Annotated in this window: 20 protein-coding genes; 13 read left to right on the top strand and 7 right to left on the bottom strand. The window is 68.9% G+C overall.

The genetic code is table 11. The annotated features are described in order from the left end of the window. Window positions 1-14: 14 nt before the first annotated feature. From SPHME3_RS0102170 to SPHME3_RS0102160, 3 genes are all read left to right on the top strand, one after another. Entirely contained in the window at window positions 15-1,250 is a 1,236-nt protein-coding gene (locus SPHME3_RS0102170; protein WP_017977493.1) for a TIGR04063 family PEP-CTERM/XrtA system glycosyltransferase, read from the top strand. After that, window positions 1,247-1,906, top strand: a complete 660-nt coding sequence (locus SPHME3_RS0102165) for a hypothetical protein (protein ID WP_017977494.1) — start codon at window positions 1,247-1,249, stop codon at window positions 1,904-1,906. Before SPHME3_RS0102170 ends, SPHME3_RS0102165 begins: the two co-directional genes overlap by 4 nt. A gap of 102 nt (window positions 1,907-2,008) precedes the next feature. Beyond that, window positions 2,009-3,580, top strand: coding sequence for a spinster family MFS transporter (locus SPHME3_RS0102160; RefSeq protein WP_017977495.1), 1,572 nt, complete (start codon window positions 2,009-2,011; stop codon window positions 3,578-3,580). Between the two features lie 4 nt (window positions 3,581-3,584). On the opposite strand, the gene bla is transcribed toward SPHME3_RS0102160, so the two are convergent. Next, window positions 3,585-4,436: a subclass B3 metallo-beta-lactamase gene (bla, locus tag SPHME3_RS0102155; protein WP_020486353.1), complete on the bottom strand. Its 852-nt coding sequence runs from the start codon at window positions 4,434-4,436 to the stop codon at window positions 3,585-3,587. 99 nt (window positions 4,437-4,535) lie between these two features. Here bla and SPHME3_RS0102150 point away from each other — a divergent pair, with 99 nt between their 5' ends. Next, the gene (locus SPHME3_RS0102150) at window positions 4,536-5,429 is read left to right on the top strand and encodes a LysR family transcriptional regulator (RefSeq protein ID WP_017977497.1); all 894 of its coding nucleotides are present in this window, start codon (window positions 4,536-4,538) and stop codon (window positions 5,427-5,429) included. On the opposite strand, the gene SPHME3_RS0102145 is transcribed toward SPHME3_RS0102150, so the two are convergent. Genes SPHME3_RS0102145 through SPHME3_RS0102135 form a run of 3 tightly spaced genes read right to left on the bottom strand, consistent with a single transcriptional unit; the run spans window position 5,390 to window position 6,881 of the window. After that, window positions 5,390-5,620: a helix-turn-helix domain-containing protein gene (locus tag SPHME3_RS0102145; protein ID WP_017977498.1), complete on the bottom strand. Its 231-nt coding sequence runs from the start codon at window positions 5,618-5,620 to the stop codon at window positions 5,390-5,392. The genes SPHME3_RS0102150 and SPHME3_RS0102145 overlap by 40 nt on opposite strands. Further along, window positions 5,620-6,252, bottom strand: a complete 633-nt coding sequence (locus SPHME3_RS0102140) for a hypothetical protein (protein WP_018250530.1) — start codon at window positions 6,250-6,252, stop codon at window positions 5,620-5,622. The genes SPHME3_RS0102145 and SPHME3_RS0102140 overlap by 1 nt, the downstream gene beginning before the upstream one ends. Beyond that, complete coding sequence (locus tag SPHME3_RS0102135; RefSeq protein WP_017977500.1) at window positions 6,252-6,881, bottom strand: hypothetical protein; 630 nt, start codon at window positions 6,879-6,881, stop codon at window positions 6,252-6,254. Before SPHME3_RS0102135 ends, SPHME3_RS0102140 begins: the two co-directional genes overlap by 1 nt. Window positions 6,882-6,964: 83 nt before the next feature. Between SPHME3_RS0102135 and SPHME3_RS0102130 the strand changes: the two genes are divergently transcribed. The 8 genes from SPHME3_RS0102130 (at window position 6,965) to SPHME3_RS0102095 (ending at window position 13,513) form a co-directional block, all read left to right on the top strand. Beyond that, window positions 6,965-7,624 carry an acyloxyacyl hydrolase gene (locus tag SPHME3_RS0102130; protein WP_017977501.1) on the top strand — a complete coding sequence of 220 codons (660 nt, stop codon included), beginning with the start codon at window positions 6,965-6,967 and terminating at the stop codon, window positions 7,622-7,624. Continuing rightward, on the top strand, window positions 7,621-7,923 hold the full coding sequence (locus tag SPHME3_RS0102125; protein ID WP_017977502.1) for a hypothetical protein: 303 nt from the start codon (window positions 7,621-7,623) through the stop codon (window positions 7,921-7,923). Before SPHME3_RS0102130 ends, SPHME3_RS0102125 begins: the two co-directional genes overlap by 4 nt. A gap of 380 nt (window positions 7,924-8,303) precedes the next feature. Then, window positions 8,304-9,470, top strand: coding sequence for a lycopene beta-cyclase CrtY (gene crtY / locus SPHME3_RS0102120; RefSeq protein ID WP_017977503.1), 1,167 nt, complete (start codon window positions 8,304-8,306; stop codon window positions 9,468-9,470). 16 nt (window positions 9,471-9,486) lie between these two features. Further along, window positions 9,487-10,962: a phytoene desaturase gene (locus SPHME3_RS0102115; RefSeq protein WP_017977504.1), complete on the top strand. Its 1,476-nt coding sequence runs from the start codon at window positions 9,487-9,489 to the stop codon at window positions 10,960-10,962. Window positions 10,963-11,039: 77 nt separating this feature from the next. Then, window positions 11,040-11,423, top strand: coding sequence for an endonuclease domain-containing protein (locus SPHME3_RS0102110; RefSeq protein WP_017977505.1), 384 nt, complete (start codon window positions 11,040-11,042; stop codon window positions 11,421-11,423). Continuing rightward, window positions 11,423-11,959: a septal ring lytic transglycosylase RlpA family protein gene (locus SPHME3_RS0102105; protein WP_017977506.1), complete on the top strand. Its 537-nt coding sequence runs from the start codon at window positions 11,423-11,425 to the stop codon at window positions 11,957-11,959. The genes SPHME3_RS0102110 and SPHME3_RS0102105 overlap by 1 nt, the downstream gene beginning before the upstream one ends. A 38-nt stretch (window positions 11,960-11,997) precedes the next feature. Further along, the gene (locus SPHME3_RS0102100; protein WP_017977507.1) at window positions 11,998-12,579 is read left to right on the top strand and encodes an LOG family protein; all 582 of its coding nucleotides are present in this window, start codon (window positions 11,998-12,000) and stop codon (window positions 12,577-12,579) included. Further along, window positions 12,569-13,513, top strand: a complete 945-nt coding sequence (locus SPHME3_RS0102095) for a phytoene/squalene synthase family protein (RefSeq protein WP_024310434.1) — start codon at window positions 12,569-12,571, stop codon at window positions 13,511-13,513. The genes SPHME3_RS0102100 and SPHME3_RS0102095 overlap by 11 nt, the downstream gene beginning before the upstream one ends. 265 nt (window positions 13,514-13,778) lie before the next feature. Here the strand turns inward: SPHME3_RS0102095 and SPHME3_RS0102090 are convergent, their stop codons facing one another. Together SPHME3_RS0102090 and hemF are read right to left on the bottom strand one after the other, a co-directional pair. Further along, window positions 13,779-14,363, bottom strand: a complete 585-nt coding sequence (locus SPHME3_RS0102090) for a GNAT family N-acetyltransferase (RefSeq protein WP_017977509.1) — start codon at window positions 14,361-14,363, stop codon at window positions 13,779-13,781. A 4-nt stretch (window positions 14,364-14,367) separates the two neighbouring features. Next, window positions 14,368-15,210, bottom strand: a complete 843-nt coding sequence (gene hemF / locus SPHME3_RS0102085; protein WP_017977510.1) for an oxygen-dependent coproporphyrinogen oxidase — start codon at window positions 15,208-15,210, stop codon at window positions 14,368-14,370. Between the two features lie 36 nt (window positions 15,211-15,246). Between hemF and SPHME3_RS21245 the strand changes: the two genes are divergently transcribed. Then, on the top strand, window positions 15,247-15,636 hold the full coding sequence (locus SPHME3_RS21245; protein ID WP_020486354.1) for a hypothetical protein: 390 nt from the start codon (window positions 15,247-15,249) through the stop codon (window positions 15,634-15,636). 27 nt (window positions 15,637-15,663) lie between these two features. On the opposite strand, the gene SPHME3_RS0102075 is transcribed toward SPHME3_RS21245, so the two are convergent. Beyond that, window positions 15,664-16,125, bottom strand: a complete 462-nt coding sequence (locus SPHME3_RS0102075; RefSeq protein WP_017977512.1) for a tRNA (cytidine(34)-2'-O)-methyltransferase — start codon at window positions 16,123-16,125, stop codon at window positions 15,664-15,666. Window positions 16,126-16,171 lie beyond the last annotated feature (46 nt).

The following is a 16,171-nucleotide window of genomic DNA, read 5'->3' as shown; positions in this document are numbered from 1 at the left end:
CAAGGGCTTGGGCCATGCGGATTCTCCATGTCCTCGACCACGGACTGCCCCTGCAAAGCGGCTACACCTTCCGCACGCGCGCGATTCTGAAGGCACAGGAGGCGCGCGGCTGGCAGGTGGCCGCCGTCACCGGCCCGCGCCATGGCCTGGCGCCGGACGCAGTCGAATCGGTCGATGGCCTGACCTTTTATCGCACCCAGGCGACGCGAAAGGGCGGCGTGCTGGGGGAGGTCGGCGGCCTCGCTGCCTTTGCCCGGCGGATCGATGCGGCGGTCGACGCCTTTCGGCCCGATATGCTCCACGCCCATTCGCCCGTGCTCGATGCGATCGCGGCGTTGCGCGTCGCGCGCGCACGCGGCCTGCCGCTGGTCTACGAAATCCGCGCCTTTTGGGAGGATGCGGCGGTTGGCAATGGCACGGGCACCGAAGGGTCGGCCAAATATCGTGTCACCCGCGCGATGGAGAGCTGGGCGGTGCAGCGCGCCGATGCCGTTGCGGTGATCTGCGAGGGCCTGCGCGGCGACCTGATCGCGCGTGGCGTGGCGGCGGACAAGATCGTCGTCTCGCCCAACGGCGTCGATCTCACGCTCTTCGGCGAACCGGTCGCGCGCGATCCCGCGCTCGCCGCATCCTTGGGGCTGGAGGATGCCGAGACGATCGGCTTCATCGGCAGCTTCTACGATTACGAGGGGCTGGACGATCTGATCGCCGCCATGCCCGCGCTGGTCACCGCCCGGCCCAAGGCGCGGCTTCTGCTCGTCGGCGGCGGCCCGATGGAGGTGGCGTTGCGCGCGCAGGCGGCGGCGTCCCCGGCGGCTGACGCGATCCGCTTCGTCGGCCGCGTGCCGCATACCGAGGTGGAACGCTATTACGCGCTGGTCGACGTGCTCGCCTATCCGCGCAAGCGCATGCGTCTCACCGATCTCGTCACGCCGCTGAAGCCATTGGAGGCGATGGCGCAGGGCAAATTGGTCGCCGCCTCCGACGTCGGCGGCCATCGCGAACTGATCCGCGACGGCGACACCGGCACGCTGTTCGCCCCGGACGATCCCGCCGCCATCGCGATGGCGCTCGCCGGCCTGCTCGCCGACCGCAGCGGCTGGGACGCCCGCCGTGCCCGTGGGCGCGCGTTCGTCGAGGCGGAGCGTAACTGGTCGTCAAACATTCGTCGTTACGATCCCGTTTACCAGCGGCTCACGTCGGCCGCGCTGATGGACACAGCATGCCAGCATTCCCCGGCCAGCCTATGACCCAGACCATGCCGTCGCGCGCCGCGATGATGCGCTGGATCGCCCCGGTGGGTGGCGCGGTGGCGGCGCTGGCCGTCGTCCTGCTGTTCGTCGGCTTGCCCGCCACCGTGCTGGAGGATTGGGTATGGCGCAGCGGCCTGCCGTCGCTGATCGGCGCGGCGGAACCGCCCTTGGGCACGACCGCGCGCGCCGTGCTGGCGCTGGCCGGCGGCGCGCTGGCCGGTGCGGTCATCTGGTCGGCGCTGTTCCTGTTATTCGGCCCAGGTGGCCTGCTCGCCCCCCGCGCCGCCTCCAGCGATGGCGTCCCCGTCCTGCGCCGCGCCGATGCGCACCCTGACGCGCCTGCGCGCCGTCCGCTGTCGGCTGCGGATCTGGAGGATGACGACGACACGATGTTTGCGCGCCCCGTCACCAGCGCGTCGCCCCCACCGCCGCCGGTCGAACAGCCGATTCCGGCGGACCTCGACCTGCCGCTCGCCGCCTTCCACCCCGGTGCGCTGCCCCCCGTGCCGCTGACCCCGGTGCGCCCGGTGCCGCCGCTGCGCGTGCCCGCCAAGCCGGCCGCCGGGGAGCCTGCCGCCCCCGCCGCCCCGCCGACGATCGAATCGCTGATCGATCGGCTGGAGCGTGTCACGCGTCGTCGTCCGAAGCGGTGAAGCGCACACCGCCAGACACACTTTAGAATATCGGGTATCGCTTTTGGGGTTATCGGGCCCCGGAACCTCTGTTAGCCTTCGAAAAAATCGAAGGAGAGGTCGATGGCTGGTCCCACCGCGTCCGGGGACGGGGCGGCGCAGGCGCCCGCGCCGCGCTATGCCTGGTATGTGCTGGGCATCCTGTTCGTCGTCTACGTCCTCAACTTCGTCGACCGGCAGGTGATCTCGATCCTGGCCGAAGACATCAAGCGCGACTTGAACCTGAAGGACGAGGACCTCGGCTTCCTCTACGGCACCGCCTTCGGTGTGTTCTACGCACTGTTCGGCATCCCGCTCGGCCGCCTCGCGGACAGCTGGCATCGCGTGCGGCTGATGACCGTCGGCCTCGCGCTCTGGTCGACAATGACCGCATTGTCCGGCTTTTCGCGCACCGGTGGACAGCTCGCCGCGGCGCGCATCGGCGTCGGCATCGGCGAGGCGACCGCGAGTCCCGCCGCCTATTCGCTGATCTCGGACTATTTCCCCAAGCGGCTGCGCGCGACGGCCTTGTCGATCTATTCGGCGGGCCTGTACGTCGGCGGCGGCGTGTCGCTGTTCATCGGCGGACTGATCGTCCAGGGCTGGAACCGCACCTATCCTGACGGCGGGCCCTTCGGTCTCGTCGGGTGGCAAGCGGCGTTCCTCGCGGTCGGTATTCCCGGCCTCGTCGTTGCGCTATGGGTCGCGACGATCCGCGAACCGATCCGCGGGCTGGTCGAGGGGTTGCCCGAACCGGACAAGCATCCCGCGCCCTTCCGCGCCTTCTTCCAGGAACTGCTCACGATCATCCCGCCGCTCACGCTGATCGGCGCGGCGCGCGGCGGCACGCGGGCTTTGCTCATCAACCTTACCGGCCTTGCCGCGGTGGTCGCGGTCGTCGCCTTCCTGATCGGTATCGGCGAACCCAAGCCGCAGTGGCTGGCGATCGGCATCGGCGTCTACGCGGTCTTCTCCTGGGCCTGCGCGCTCAAGCGGCGCGATCCTGCCACCTTCGCGCTGATTGTCGGCACGCCGGCCTTCCTCTGCACCGTCGTCGCCTACGGCCTGAACTCGTTCCTCAGTTACGCCGCCAGCTTCTGGGCCGCGCCGTACGTGTTGCGCACATTGGGCGAGACGCCGGCGCGCGCCGGCCTGTTGCTCGGCAGCAGCGGCGCGCTCGCCGGGTTTTTGGGCCTGACGATCGGCGGCATCGTCGCCGACCGCCTGCGCCGCACCGATCCCGCCGGGCGGCTGATCGTCGTGATCTTCGGCGCGACGGTGCCGATCCCGTTCCTGATCGGCGCCTTCACCGCGTCGAGCGTCTGGGTCTTCTATCCCTGCCTGTTCCTGTCGGGCCTCACCGCCAGCGGCGCGCTGGGGTCGGCGGCGGCGACGACGCAGGACCTGGTGTTGCCCCGCATGCGTGGCACCGCGACCGCGACCTTCTTCATCGGCACGACGCTGATGGGGCTCGCGATGGGGCCGTATCTGGCGGGCCGCATCTCGACGCTGTCGGGCAGCCTGTCGGTCGGCATGCTGTCGCTGCTCGCGATCATGCCGGTGACGCTGACCTGCGCGATCGCCGCCTATCGCCTTGTCCCCGCCGCCGAAGCGTCACGCGAAGCGCGCGCACGGGCGGCGGGGGAGCCGATCTGATCGCCTAGCGCGCTCGCTCCTCGCGCAACCGCGTGGCGACCTTCACCGCCGACGCGCGCGCATAGGCGCGGCAGGCGCCGGGCGCGGTGCGGAAGCGATCGGTCGCGTCGTCCTGATCGGCATGCGCGGTGATCAGCAGGTCGCACGGCAGCGCCGCCATCGCCGCCTGACCCCGGCGAAACGCAGCGAGCACCGGCCGCGCGGCAGGCGCGCTAAACCGATAGCCGGGCGCGGACACGGGGTTGAGGCTGCTTGCGAAGACGATGGCCTTGCACGTCCGCCCCTCGCAGGCGCGCCAGCTCCAGCTCATGCTGCCCATCGTATGACCCGGCGTCGCCCGCGCGGTGACGACCGTATCGCCCAGCCGCACCGGCTCGCCATCGCGGATCGTGCGCACCGCCGCCACCGCGGGAAAGCGACTGTCATAGCCGCGCTGGGGATCGTCGGCGGCCAGCCGCCCCGAGCGCAGCCCCTCCGCCCCGCGTACGCTGGCGACCACCGTCGCGCCGGTATCGCGCACCAGTGCGGCGAGGCCACCGGCATGGTCGAAATGCGGTTCGGTGCTGAGGATGTAGCGGATGCGCCGCGGGTCGAACCCCAGTTTGCGGATGTTGGCGAGGATCGCCGGCTCGGCCTGCGGCAATGCCCCGTCGATCAGGATCAGGCCGTCGCCGGTGTCGATCAGTGCGACGCTAAGCCCGCCGAAGCCCACAAGATAGGTCTTGCCGAACACCCGTACCGGCGGGGCGGGGCGCAGCCAGTCCTGCGCCTGTTCGACCGCGATCGGACGGGTCAGCGGATCGTCCGCGGTCGGGGAAACGGCGGCAAGCATGGCCGCAAACGGGGTAACGAGCATCGGCGGGTCTCCTTCGCCACGCAGAATGCCTCGGTGCAGACACTGCCGACAAAGCATCTTCTCTCGACACAGGCATGAACTCCCCTCATGCCTAGGCGCATGGATCGCGCCCAATTGCCCCTCAATGCGTTGCGCGCCTTCGAAGCGGCGGCGCGGCATCTGAACTTCACTCGCGCGGGACTCGAATTGTGCGTCAGCCAGGGCGCGGTCAGTCATCAGGTCGCGCAGCTCGAACGCCGGCTGGGCACGCGGCTGTTCCACCGGCTGCCGCGCGGGCTTGCGCTGACCGATGACGGCCATGCCTTGGTGCCGGTACTCGCCGAAACGTTCGATCGGATCGGCGCGACGCTGGACGGCTATGCCGACGGGCGCTTCCGTCACCCGCTGCACGTCGGCGTCGTCGGCACCTTCGCGACGGGCTGGCTGATCGAGCGGATCGACGATTTCGACGCGACGCATCCGCACATCGACCTGCGCCTCGCGATCAACAACAACCGCGTCGATCTGGCGGGCGAGGGGCTGGATTACGCCATTCGCTTCGGCGACGGCGCATGGCATGGCACGGCGGCGGAGGCCGTGCTCGACGCGCCGCTGACCCCGCTGTGCGCGCCCGCCGTCGCGGCGCGGCTAAGCGGCCCGGCCGATCTGGCGCGCGAACGGCTGCTGCGCTCCTACCGCCCCAGCGAATGGAGCCTGTGGTTCGCCGCCGCCGGGTCTGACGCGCCACCCTTGCGTGGGCCGATGTTCGACAGCTCGGCGCTGATGGCGGGCGCGGCGGCGGCGGGCCAGGGCGTCGCGCTCGCCCCGCGCGCGATGTGCCTGCGCGATCTCGCCAGCGAACGGCTGGTCCAGCCCTTCGCCATCGAGGTCGACGCCGGCCGCTACTGGCTGACCCGCCTGCTGTCGCGCAAGGAAAGCCCGGCAATGCAGGCGTTCCGCCGCTGGCTGCTCGATCAGTCCGCCGCCTTCAGGTCGTCGTCCGACGGTTCGTAGCCAAGGATGTCGCCCGGCTCGCACTCCAGATAGCGGCAGATCGCGGCGAGCGTGCCGAAGCGCACACCCTTCACCCGACCCGATTTCAGCAGCGACAGGTTCGATTCGGTGATGCCGATCGCCTCGGCAAGCTCCTTCGATCGCACCTTGCGGCGCGCGAGCATGACGTCGAGGTTGACGATGACTGGCATCAGACGAAATCGTCCAGATCGCGCTGCGCCTGCAACCCCGATTCGAGCGCCCAGACCGCGGCATAGGCGGCAAGGCCGAGCAGCAGTGGCATCGCCATCGCGTTGAAATCGAGGGCGATCAGCCAATGCGGTCCCCAGGAGGTGCCGCGATAGAGCAGCATCTGGCGCAGGCTGTCCGACAGCGGCTGCGCGATCGCCCAGAGGATCGCGGCGATCGTCGCGCGCCGCAGCCACGGCAGCGCCTGCGCGAAGGCATAGCGGGGCGGCCCTCCCAGTCGGCGCAGCGCGATTCCGACCGCGACGAGTAGGACGACCAGCGGCCCGACGTCGATCGCTTCGATCCCGGCAAGGCCGAGGCGGACCAGCGGCCGCTGCACATAGACCTTGAGGCGCTGGATATCGGCGGGCGCGGCGCGCAGCTTTTCAGCATCCTGCTCGTCGAACAGCGTGACGGGGTCGGAGGACCAAGTGCAGCCCTGGTCGCCGCAATGCGATCGGGGCGCTGGCCAAAGGCCGGCGAGCGGGATCGTCGCCGCGACGAGCGCCGCGATCAGCAGGAACAGCAGGCCGGCGATACGGCAGCGGCGCGCTTTGCGGGCGATTCGGGTACGGGGGGCGAGCGGCGGGCGCATCAGACGAAATCGTCCAGATCGCGTTGTGCGCGCAACCCCGCTTCGATCGCCCAGATTGCGCAATAGGCGGCGATGGCGAGCAGCAGGCCGGTCGCGATGTCGGCGAGGTAAATGTTCGTGTACAGGGTCGGTCCAGCCGGCGTGCCCGGCGACAGCCACGATTCGAGCGCGGTCTGATACACCGCGTGGGCGAGCGTCCAGACGATCGCGGCGATCGAGGCGCGGCGCAGCCACGGCAATGCCCGCTGCAACGGATCGGCACCGCGTCCACCGAGGCGGCGGAGGGCCACGCCGACGCTGAACAGCAACGCGGCAAAGGGCAAAGCGTTGATCGCCTCGATCCCCGCAAGGCCCAAGCGCACCCGGCCCTGCGCGGCAAAGGCGTTCAACGCCTTCAGCGCGGCGGGCGACGCCTCCACGCGCAGTCGCTCGTCGCTGTCGATCAGCGTCACCGGCCGCGCCTCCCACACGCAGCCGTAACCGCCGCCGCATCCCGGCGACGCGCCCGGGGTCAGCCCGGCAAAGACGATCACCGGCAGCATCACCGCGGCGCCGATCAGAAACACCAGCCCCGCAAGCCGACACAGCCACGCCTTGCGCGGCGGCAGCCAATATCCGTCCGTCATCATGTTCTTTCTGTTTGACAGAAATTTCTTGGCTTCATACACGAATGAGGCCGGCTGGTCGACAGCCGTGGAAGGGGATACACGTCATGAAGACCGGGTTGATGCGCCTGTTGGGCGCCACGATGCTGCTTGGCCCGACGCCGGCGATGGCGCAGGATTTGGTGACGCATGCGCCCGAAGTGGCGGTGGGCGTGCTGCGGCACGGCGCGAACTTCCATCCGTTGGGCAGCCAGCTGACCTTCCCGACACTGCCGCCGGGGCAGGTGTATGAGGGCATGGAAGAGGACGGCACCACCGACGTCCAGCTCGTTTATCGTACCAAGATGCTGCCGATCCGCTGGGCATTGAAACCCCGGCTGACGGCGAAGGTGCAGGTCAGCACCGCGGGCAAGACGAGCTTCGCCAGCCTCGGTGCGGAATGGCGGCAGCATGCCTTCAAGGGCCGCGTCTATGCGCAGGTCGGCATCGGCGTGACGATCCACGACGGCTATCGCTATCTGCCCAACCCCTTCCTGCCCGGCTTGGACAGTGCCGAGGCCTGGCGCCGGTACGAAATCTACCAGACCCGCACCGGCTTCGGATCGCGCGTGCTGTTCAACCCCAATGCCGCGATCGGCGTGCGGATCGACCGGCGCTGGGCGGTCGAGGCGACCTGGGAGCATTTCAGCCACCGCCAGCTGTTCTCGGACGTCAATCCGGGCATCGACAATGTCGGGATCCGGCTGGTCCGGGCGCTGGGGCGGTGATCGCCCTCGCGCTGCTGCTGGCGGTGACGCCCGTCGCGGAGCCGCCGGGCGAGGACATCGTCGTGACCGGGCGACGATGCGCGGCGAGACGGCTGCGGATCGTGACCAAGACCGACCGCCGCACCGGCGACATACACTGTGTCTTCAAACGGTGCAGCGGCGATGCCGCACTGGATGCGGGGATGTGCGCAGGCCTGCTTGCCTGCGCGCCGGTGGCGCGGACCAGCGCCCAGGTGACGGCGTGCATGACGCCGGTATGGAAGCGGCTGATCGATGGCGAGGCAGCGCCTGCGGGGTGATGCGCAGGCCTGTCGTTTTGCCCCCCGTCACCCCGGACTCGGTCCGGGGTCCACCGGGCCACGGGGGGACGGCAAGAGCCTCTGACCATCCCCCTCGCCGCAGAGTGGACCCCGGACCAAGTCCGGGGTGACGGCGTGAATGGGGCCATGGTCGCCTTCCACCTCCCACCGTCATTCCCGCGAAGGCGGGAATCCAGACGCGCTGCCGTCACGCCTCCGGCCGGAACGTTAGAGGGTACGGATTCCCGCCTTCGCGCGAACGACGAACCGGAGGGTAGCAAGCCTCCCCGCGCGCCGTCCCATCGCGCCCCTCAACGAACCGACGGTTACGCCTCGAACCCGGGTTCTCTCCCCCCCGTCTTTCGGCTACGCGCTCCTCCATGGGCACGACGATCCGTTGCGACCTGGCGATCGTCGGGGGTGGGCTGGCCGGCGGCCTGATCGCGCTGGCGGTGAAGGCGCGCGCGCCCTCATGCGACGTGCGCATCGTCGAGGGCGGCACGACGCTGGGCGGCGAGCACGTCTGGTCGTTCTTCGGCAGCGATGTCGCCCAGGCCCATCGCGGGCTGGTGCAGGACATGGTGGTGCATGGCTGGCGCGGCTATGACGTCGTCTTCCCCAACCTGACGCGCGATGTCGACGCGACCTATTATTCGATCACCAGCGAACGGTTCGACGCCGTGCTGCGCGCCAAGCTGCCGCCGCAGGCGATCATGACCGGCCGGCGCGTGCTGGCGCTGTCGGCGACCGCCGTGGTGCTGGGCGACGGCGACCGGATCGAGGCGGGTGGTGTTATCGACTGTCGCGGCCCCGGCGACCTCGATACGCTGGAGCTCGGCTGGCAGAAGTTCGTCGGCCACGAACTCGCGTTGCCGACGGCGCACGGCATCGAGCGGCCGCGGGTGATGGACGCCACCGTCGCGCAGATCGACGGCTATCGGTTCGTGTATTGCCTGCCCTTCGCGCCCGACCGGATGTTCGTCGAGGACACCTATTACAGTGACACGCCCGGTCTCGACGTCCCCGCGATCCGCGCGCGCATCGCCGACTATGCGCAGGCGCGGGGCTGGGCGGGCGCACAGGTCGTGCGGCGCGAGGCGGGGTCGCTGCCGATCACCTTGGGTGGCAATTTCGACGCCTATTGGCGCTCGACCGGCAAGGGGATCGCCAAGGCGGGGATGCGCGCAGGCCTGTTCCAGCCGGCGACCGGCTATTCGCTGCCCGACGCGGTGCGCTTCGCCATCGCGCTGGCGGACAGCGGCGACTGGTCCGGCGCAAGCCTCGCCACCTTCGCCTATGATCACGCGCGCGAGCACTGGCGACGCGGCGCATTCTACCGCATGCTCAACACGATGATGTTCCGCGCGGGCGATCCGGCGGAACGCTGGCGCATCATCGAACGCTTCTACCGTCTGGACCCGGCGCTCATCACCCGTTTCTATGCGGGACGGTCGAGCATCGGGGACAAGGCTCGCATCGTAACAGGGAAACCGCCGGTGCCGGTCGGTCGCGCGCTGCATGCGCTGCGGACGACGGCATGGCGGTAGGACAGGGATAGAAGACATGAAGTCGGCGATCGTCATCGGATCGGGATTCGGCGGGCTGGCGCTGGCGATCCGGCTGCAATCGGCGGGCGTCGCGACGACGATCGTCGAAGCGCGCGACCGGCCAGGCGGCCGGGCCTATTATTGGGAAAAGGACGGCTTCACCTTCGACGCCGGCCCGACCGTCATCACCGATCCGGCCTGCCTGCAGGAATTGTGGGCGCTGACCGGGGCCGACATGGCGCGCGACGTCACGCTAGAGCCGGTGACGCCCTTCTACCGCCTCAACTGGCCCGACGGCACGAACTTCGATTACACCAACGACGAAGCGGCATTGCAGCGCGAGATCGGCAAGCTCGATCCCGCCGACATCGCCGGCTACCACCGCTTCCTCGAATATGCCGAGGGCGTGTACCGCGAAGGCTATGAAAAGCTCGGCCATGTCGCCTTCCTCGATTTCGCGTCGATGGTGAAGGCGGCGCCCGCGCTGGCGAAATACCAGGCGTGGCGGTCGGTCTATTCGATCGTGTCGAAGTTCGTGAAGAACGAGAAACTGCGCGAGGCGCTGTCGTTCCACACTCTGCTGGTCGGCGGCAATCCGATGACCACCAGCGCCATCTACGCGCTGATCCACAAGCTCGAGCGCGACGGCGGCGTCTGGTTCGCGCGCGGCGGCACCAACCGCCTCGTCGCCGGCATGGTCGCGCATTTCGAGCGGATCGGCGGCACGCTGCGCCTTGGCGATCCCGTCACTGCGATCGAGACGTTGGGCGACCGGGTGACCGGCGTCACCACGCAAAGCGGCTGGACGATGCAGGCCGATGCCGTCGCCGCCAACAGCGACATCATGCACACCTATCGCGACCTGCTGAAGACGTCGCGCAGCGGCCAGCGGACGAAAGCGGCGCTCGAAAAGAAGCGCTATTCGCCGTCGCTGTTCGTCGTTCACTTCGGCATCAAGGGCGCGTGGCCCGGCATCCCGCACCACATGATCCTGTTCGGCCCGCGCTATAAGGGGCTGCTCGAGGACATTTACGATCACGGCGTACTCGCCCAGGATTTCTCGCTCTACCTCCACCACCCGACCGTCACGGACCCGAGCCTCGCGCCGGAGGGGCATTCGACCTTCTACGCGCTTGCCCCCGTGCCCCACATGGGCAAGTTCCCGGTCGACTGGAACGAGATCGGCCCGATCCTCGAAAAGCGCATCCTCGACGAGGTCGGCCGCCGCCTGATCCCCGATATCCACGATCGGATCGTCACGAAGTTCAGCTACGCGCCGAGCGACTTCGCCGCCGATCTTAACGCGCATCTGGGCAGCGCCTTCAGCCTCGAACCGATCCTGACGCAGAGCGCCTATTTCCGCGTCCACAATCGCGACGACCATATCCCGAACCTGTATTTCGTCGGCGCCGGCACGCACCCGGGCGCAGGCATCCCCGGCGTGGTCGGCAGCGCCAAGGCGACCGCGGCGCTGATGCTGTCGGGGCGGTGACCTCTTCCTCCCCTCCCTGACAAGGGAGGGGCCGGGGGTGGGTTGCCCTCCGCATCACGATCGGCCAGCCTCGCACGATGCCCCGGATCGCGCCTTACATGACCGCCAACGCGCGGGCGCTCCGCACCGACGCGACCGAGGCGGAGCGACTGATCTGGCTGCGCGTGCGCGGCCATCGCCCGCGGTTCACGCGGCAATTGCCGGTCGGGCGTTACATCATCGATCTCGCGTGTCGCAGCGTAAAGCTGAGCGTCGAGTTTGACGGTAGCCAGCATGTCGACAGCCTTAGCGATGAGGCGCGGACGCAGTGGCTCGAAGGATTGGGGTGGCGGGTGATTCGATTCTGGAACAGCGATGTCGTCGCCAATCCTGACGGCGTGACGGAGGTCATCTTGGCCGCCGTTGCGCAATGCGGCGGGCCGACCCACACCCGGCCCCTCCCTTCCAGGGAGGGGAGGTGATGCGGCGCTTCGCCGTTCTCTTCCTCGCCCTTTCCCTTGCCGCGTGCGGTGGCCGGGCGGTCACCGACGTGCCCGTGAAGATCGGCCGCCCCTACACCGTACGCGGCGTCACCTACGTCCCCGCCCCCGCGCCCGGATATGACGCGCTGGGCTATGCCGGCTGGTACGGCGGCGAATCGGGCAACGTCACCGCGCGCGGCGAGCGGTTCCGCGCCAAGGCGATCAGCGGCGCGCATACGACGCTGCCGCTGCCGAGCTACGTCGAGGTGACCGCGCTCGACACCGGCCGCACCATCCTGCTGCGCGTCAACGATCGCGGTCCCTTCGTGCGCGGGCGGATCATCGACCTGTCGCGCGGCGCGGCGGAGCTGCTCGGCATCCGCGCGTCGGGCTCCGCGGCCGTGCGCGTCCGGCTGGTCGACCCGCCCGAACGCGACCGCGCCCGGCTGCGCGCGGGCAAGCCCGCCAGCCCGCGCCCCGATGCGTCGCCCGACACGCTCGCCACGCTCCGCCAGCGCTGGATGGAAACGCGCTGAGCTTGCCGCTGGGCCCGCATCGGCGTAGCGGCAGCGCCATGAAACGTCTCGCTATCTACTGCGGCTCGGCGACGCCCGCCGATCCCGTCTATATCGAATCCGCCCGCGCCATCGGCCGCACGCTGGCCGAGCGCGGCATCGGCGTCGTCTATGGCGGCGGCCGGCTGGGGCTGATGGGCGCGATCGCCGATAGCGCGCTCAGCGCGGGCGGCGAGGTGATCGGTGTGATCCCGCAGGCGCTGGTCGATGCCGAGGTCGCGCACCGCGGCCTCACCGAGCTGCACGTCGTCAGCGGCATGCACGCGCGCAAAGCCGCCTTTACCGACCTTGCCGACGGCTTCGTCACCATCCCCGGCGGCACCGGTACGATGGACGAATTGTGGGAGGCGCTGAGCTGGGCGCAGCTGGGCTATCATGCCGATCCGGTCGGCCTGCTCAACGTCGCGGGCTATTACGATCACCTGATCGCCTTTTGGGACAAGTCGGCGGAAGTCGGCTTCCTGCGCCCGCAGCACCGCGACCTGCTGATCGTCGACACGACGCTGGACGGCCTGCTCGACAAGATGGCGGCGCATGTCCCGACGCAGCCGATCGTGCGGATGAAGACGTCTGACCTCTGAGGCGAAGCCCAGCCGCGACGCCATCGTCGCGACCGCGCACGAATCGATCGCGAAGGGATCGAAGAGCTTCGCGGCGGCGAGCCTGCTGTTCGATCCGGCGACGCGCGAACGGGCGTGGCTGCTCTACGCCTGGTGCCGCGCGTGCGACGATATCGCCGACGGGCAGGATCACGGCCACGACCTGCGCCCGGTCGAGGATGCACCCCGCCGCATCGCCGAGATGGCGGCGCTCACCGACGCGGCGCTCGATGGCGTGGTGGTGGGGGTGCCGGCGTTCGACGCCTTGCGCATCGTCGCCGCCGAAACGCGCCTGCCGCGCCATTTCGCGCACGACCTTATCCAGGGCTTCCGCCTCGACGGCGACGGCTGGCGGCCGCGGACCGAGGACGATTTGCTCACCTATTGCTACCATGTCGCCGGCGTCGTCGGGTGCATGATGGCGGTCATCATGGGCGTCGATCCGGGTGACGACGCGGTGCTGGACCGTGCCTGCGACCTCGGCCTCGCCTTCCAGCTCGCCAATATCGCGCGCGACATCGACGAGGATGCGCGCGGCGGCCGATGTTACCTGCCGTCCGACTGGCTGGCGGAGAAGGGGATCGCCCCCGACGCCATCCTCGCGCCCGAACACCGCCCGGCGCTTGCGGACCTCGCCCGGCGGCTGACGGACCGCGCCGCGGCGTTCGAAGCGAGCGCCCGCGTCGGCACGCGCGCGCTGTCGTTCCGCTCGGCCTGGGCGGTGCTGGCGGCGGCGCGCATCTACGGCACGATCGGCCGCAAGGTCGCCGCGCTTGGCTCGGCGGCGTGGGATGCGCGCGTGACCACCTCGAAGGGCGAAAAGATCGCCTTCATCGTCCAGTCGGCAATCGAGGCGCGCGGCCGGCACGCGATCCCCGATACGCCCCGCACCGGGCTATGGACGCGCCCGCGCTAGACGCTGGTCCGTCCTCAACAAACATCCGTCATCCCAGCGCAGGCTGGAATCTTCCGGTCAGGGCCGGATGATGTGAGATCAAACCGTTCGTGCTGAGCTTGTCGAAGCACAGGCGTCCGCAAGGGCTGACCTTACGTGTGGCGCCCCGCCCTTCGACAGGCTCAGGGCGAACGGTCAGCGGGATCGGCGTCATGTCATCGTGCTGTCGGGTGCGTAGCAAGGCCTGCGGGAGATTTCGGCCTGTGTTGAGGTGACGTGCGGTCGGTCACGCCAGATACGGAATGTGCGCGCCCATCTCCACCGGCAGCAGCCCCAGTCGCCTCGGGTCGGGAAAGGTCTCGATCGTCCGCTTGACCGCCACGAACCCCTGCTTCCGGTAGAAGCCCAGCGCCGCCGGGTGATCGAGCGTACACGTATGCACCCACACCCGCGTCACCCCCGGCCGCCAGCAGCGCGCCATCGCCTCCGCCATCAGCCAGCCGCCATGGCCGCGTCCCGCGAGTTCCGGCACCAGCCCGAAATAGGACAGCTCGCACGCCCCCGCATGGCGCAGGTCGAGTTCGAGCAACCCCACCTCGATCCCTGCGCGATCGGTGACGGCATAGACCTCCACACCCACATCGTGGACGATCGCGGTCAGCGCGGCATCATCCATCGCCAGCCGCGAATACCATAGCCACGGCCCCCCGACGCGGCGGAACAGCGTGCGGTATTTCTCCGGCTCGGGCGTCGCCCAGCGCACCAGCCGCAACGGTGAGGCGGGCAGGGGGCGCAGCGGTGGCCGGCGCGTCATCTCCAGCGTGGTGACGATCGTCGCCAGCTCGCCGTCGTCGACCGGGATCAGCGCCATCGACTCAAGCCCAGTTCGCGCGCGGCGGCAGGCTCATCAGGATCGCGTCGATATTGCCGCCGGTCTTCAGGCCGAACAACGTGCCGCGGTCATAGACCAGGTTGAACTCGGCATAGCGCCCGCGCCATTCCAGCATCTGCGCCTCGTCGTTCGCGTCGAAAGCTTCCTGCATCCGCCGCCGCACGATGCGCGGATAGACGTCGAGGAAGGCCTCGCCCACGGCGCGCGTGAAGGCGAAGTCGGCGTCGAAATCGCCCTCCAGATGATCGTAGAAGATACCGCCGACGCCGCGATGCACTTTCCGGTGCGGGATGTAGAAATAGTCGTCGGCCCACGCCTTAAACCGAGGGTAGTAATCCGGCCCGTGCGCATCGCACGCGGCTTGCAACACGGCATGAAACTCCGCCGTGTCGCCCTCGACCGGCAGCGGTGGGTTGAGATCAGCGCCGCCGCCGAACCATTGCTTGGTCGTGCGCAGGAAGCGCGTATTCATATGCACCGCGGGGACGTGCGGGTTGGCCATGTGCGCGACCAGGCTGATGCCGGTCGCGAAGAAGCGCGGATCCTCGCCGGCGCCATGGATCGTCTTGCCGAACTCGCCTTCGAACGTGCCGCCGACGGTCGAGACGTTGACGCCGACCTTCTCGAACACCTTGCCCTTCATCACGCCGCGCACGCCGCCGCCGCCCGGCTCGCCCGACGGATCGACGCGGTCCCACGGCGTATAGTCGAACGCCGCATCCGACCCCGCCTCGCGCTCGATTGCCTCGAACGCCGCGCAGATGCGGTCGCGCAGCAATTCGAACCAGTGGCGGGCGGCGGTCTGTTGGTCGTCGAGCGTCAGCATGGGCAACGGCTTAGCGGCGCAGGGGAGGGGGTGTCGATGGGGCGGATTGTCCTAGCTGTGTCCGCCCATAGCGATGATCAGCGCATTCGTTATAGTCACTGCATGGGCCAAGACAGGGAGCTAGACGGGCAGGAGGGTCCGATCGTGCCGAGGGGCTGCGGGATCACAGCGGCGATCTGGAATTTGATTATTATGGGGCTTGTCGCCCTATCCTTTGCCTCCGGGCCCTATTCGAGCTTTGCCCAGATGGCCTGGTATCGGCTCGGATCGATAAGCTTCCTGCTGTTGGGCGCGGTCATACCGTCGGCCCTATTGTTTTTGTTGCCTAAACGCTGCTCAATGACCGTGCCCGCTTTAACGGCGTGGATGATTGCGGCATTCGTCATCTTCGCATGGTACATGATCTATTCTGGCGGGGGTGTGTGACAAGCAGCCGGTAAGTCATGCTCATCTTCACCCCGGCCACCCGCCCGTCTGCCGCAGCGCTTCCGCCGCGACGATCGCCGCCGACACCGACAGGTTCATCGACCTGAGCCCCGGCGCCATCGGAATCACCACCCGTGCGTCCGCCCGTGCATGCACCTCCTCCGGCACTCCCGCGCTTTCTCGGCCGAACAGCAGCACATCGTCCGCCCGGAACGCAAAGTCATGCAGCGGCGTCGCCCCGCGCGTCGTCAGCAGCACCAGCCGGCCCGTCGCCTGTCCCTGAAACGTCTCCCAGTCCGCATGTCGCGTCACCGACACATGGTCGATATAGTCCATTGCCGCGCGCGCGACGCGCTTGTCGTCCCACTGGAATCCCATCGGCTCGATCAGGTCGAGCGCCACGCCCAGGCACGCCGCGGTGCGCATCACCGCGCCGACATTGCCGGCGATATCGGGCTGGTAGAGGGCGATGCGCAGGGGGCTGGTCATGGCTCGCGTCCTTAGCGGCGGGCCGGCGAAGCGCAAAATGCTGTTG

Source organism: Sphingomonas melonis DAPP-PG 224 (genome assembly GCF_000379045.1).
GTDB classification, from domain to species: Bacteria; Pseudomonadota; Alphaproteobacteria; order Sphingomonadales; family Sphingomonadaceae; genus Sphingomonas; species Sphingomonas aquatilis.
This window is presented reverse-complemented; position numbering and strand designations above follow the sequence as displayed.

What these genes read in the sequence shown, in the direction of transcription:
- SPHME3_RS0102075 (WP_017977512.1), bottom strand. Translation starts at nt 16,125, where the DNA reads ATGACCAGCCCCCTGCGCATCGCCCTCTACCAGCCCGATATCGCCGGC.
- SPHME3_RS0102140 (WP_018250530.1), bottom strand. Translation starts at nt 6,252, where the DNA reads ATGCGCCCGCCGCTCGCCCCCCGTACCCGAATCGCCCGCAAAGCGCGC.
- crtY (WP_017977503.1), top strand. Translation starts at nt 8,304, where the DNA reads ATGGGCACGACGATCCGTTGCGACCTGGCGATCGTCGGGGGTGGGCTG.
- hemF (WP_017977510.1), bottom strand. Translation starts at nt 15,210, where the DNA reads ATGCTGACGCTCGACGACCAACAGACCGCCGCCCGCCACTGGTTCGAA.
- SPHME3_RS0102170 (WP_017977493.1), top strand. Translation starts at nt 15, where the DNA reads ATGCGGATTCTCCATGTCCTCGACCACGGACTGCCCCTGCAAAGCGGC.
- SPHME3_RS0102150 (WP_017977497.1), top strand. Translation starts at nt 4,536, where the DNA reads ATGGATCGCGCCCAATTGCCCCTCAATGCGTTGCGCGCCTTCGAAGCG.
- SPHME3_RS0102115 (WP_017977504.1), top strand. Translation starts at nt 9,487, where the DNA reads ATGAAGTCGGCGATCGTCATCGGATCGGGATTCGGCGGGCTGGCGCTG.
- bla (WP_020486353.1), bottom strand. Translation starts at nt 4,436, where the DNA reads ATGCTCGTTACCCCGTTTGCGGCCATGCTTGCCGCCGTTTCCCCGACC.
- SPHME3_RS0102160 (WP_017977495.1), top strand. Translation starts at nt 2,009, where the DNA reads ATGGCTGGTCCCACCGCGTCCGGGGACGGGGCGGCGCAGGCGCCCGCG.
- SPHME3_RS0102110 (WP_017977505.1), top strand. Translation starts at nt 11,040, where the DNA reads ATGCCCCGGATCGCGCCTTACATGACCGCCAACGCGCGGGCGCTCCGC.
- SPHME3_RS0102090 (WP_017977509.1), bottom strand. Translation starts at nt 14,363, where the DNA reads ATGGCGCTGATCCCGGTCGACGACGGCGAGCTGGCGACGATCGTCACC.
- SPHME3_RS0102130 (WP_017977501.1), top strand. Translation starts at nt 6,965, where the DNA reads ATGAAGACCGGGTTGATGCGCCTGTTGGGCGCCACGATGCTGCTTGGC.
- SPHME3_RS21245 (WP_020486354.1), top strand. Translation starts at nt 15,247, where the DNA reads ATGGGGCGGATTGTCCTAGCTGTGTCCGCCCATAGCGATGATCAGCGC.
- SPHME3_RS0102100 (WP_017977507.1), top strand. Translation starts at nt 11,998, where the DNA reads ATGAAACGTCTCGCTATCTACTGCGGCTCGGCGACGCCCGCCGATCCC.
- SPHME3_RS0102145 (WP_017977498.1), bottom strand. Translation starts at nt 5,620, where the DNA reads ATGCCAGTCATCGTCAACCTCGACGTCATGCTCGCGCGCCGCAAGGTG.
- SPHME3_RS0102165 (WP_017977494.1), top strand. Translation starts at nt 1,247, where the DNA reads ATGACCCAGACCATGCCGTCGCGCGCCGCGATGATGCGCTGGATCGCC.
- SPHME3_RS0102135 (WP_017977500.1), bottom strand. Translation starts at nt 6,881, where the DNA reads ATGATGACGGACGGATATTGGCTGCCGCCGCGCAAGGCGTGGCTGTGT.
- SPHME3_RS0102105 (WP_017977506.1), top strand. Translation starts at nt 11,423, where the DNA reads ATGCGGCGCTTCGCCGTTCTCTTCCTCGCCCTTTCCCTTGCCGCGTGC.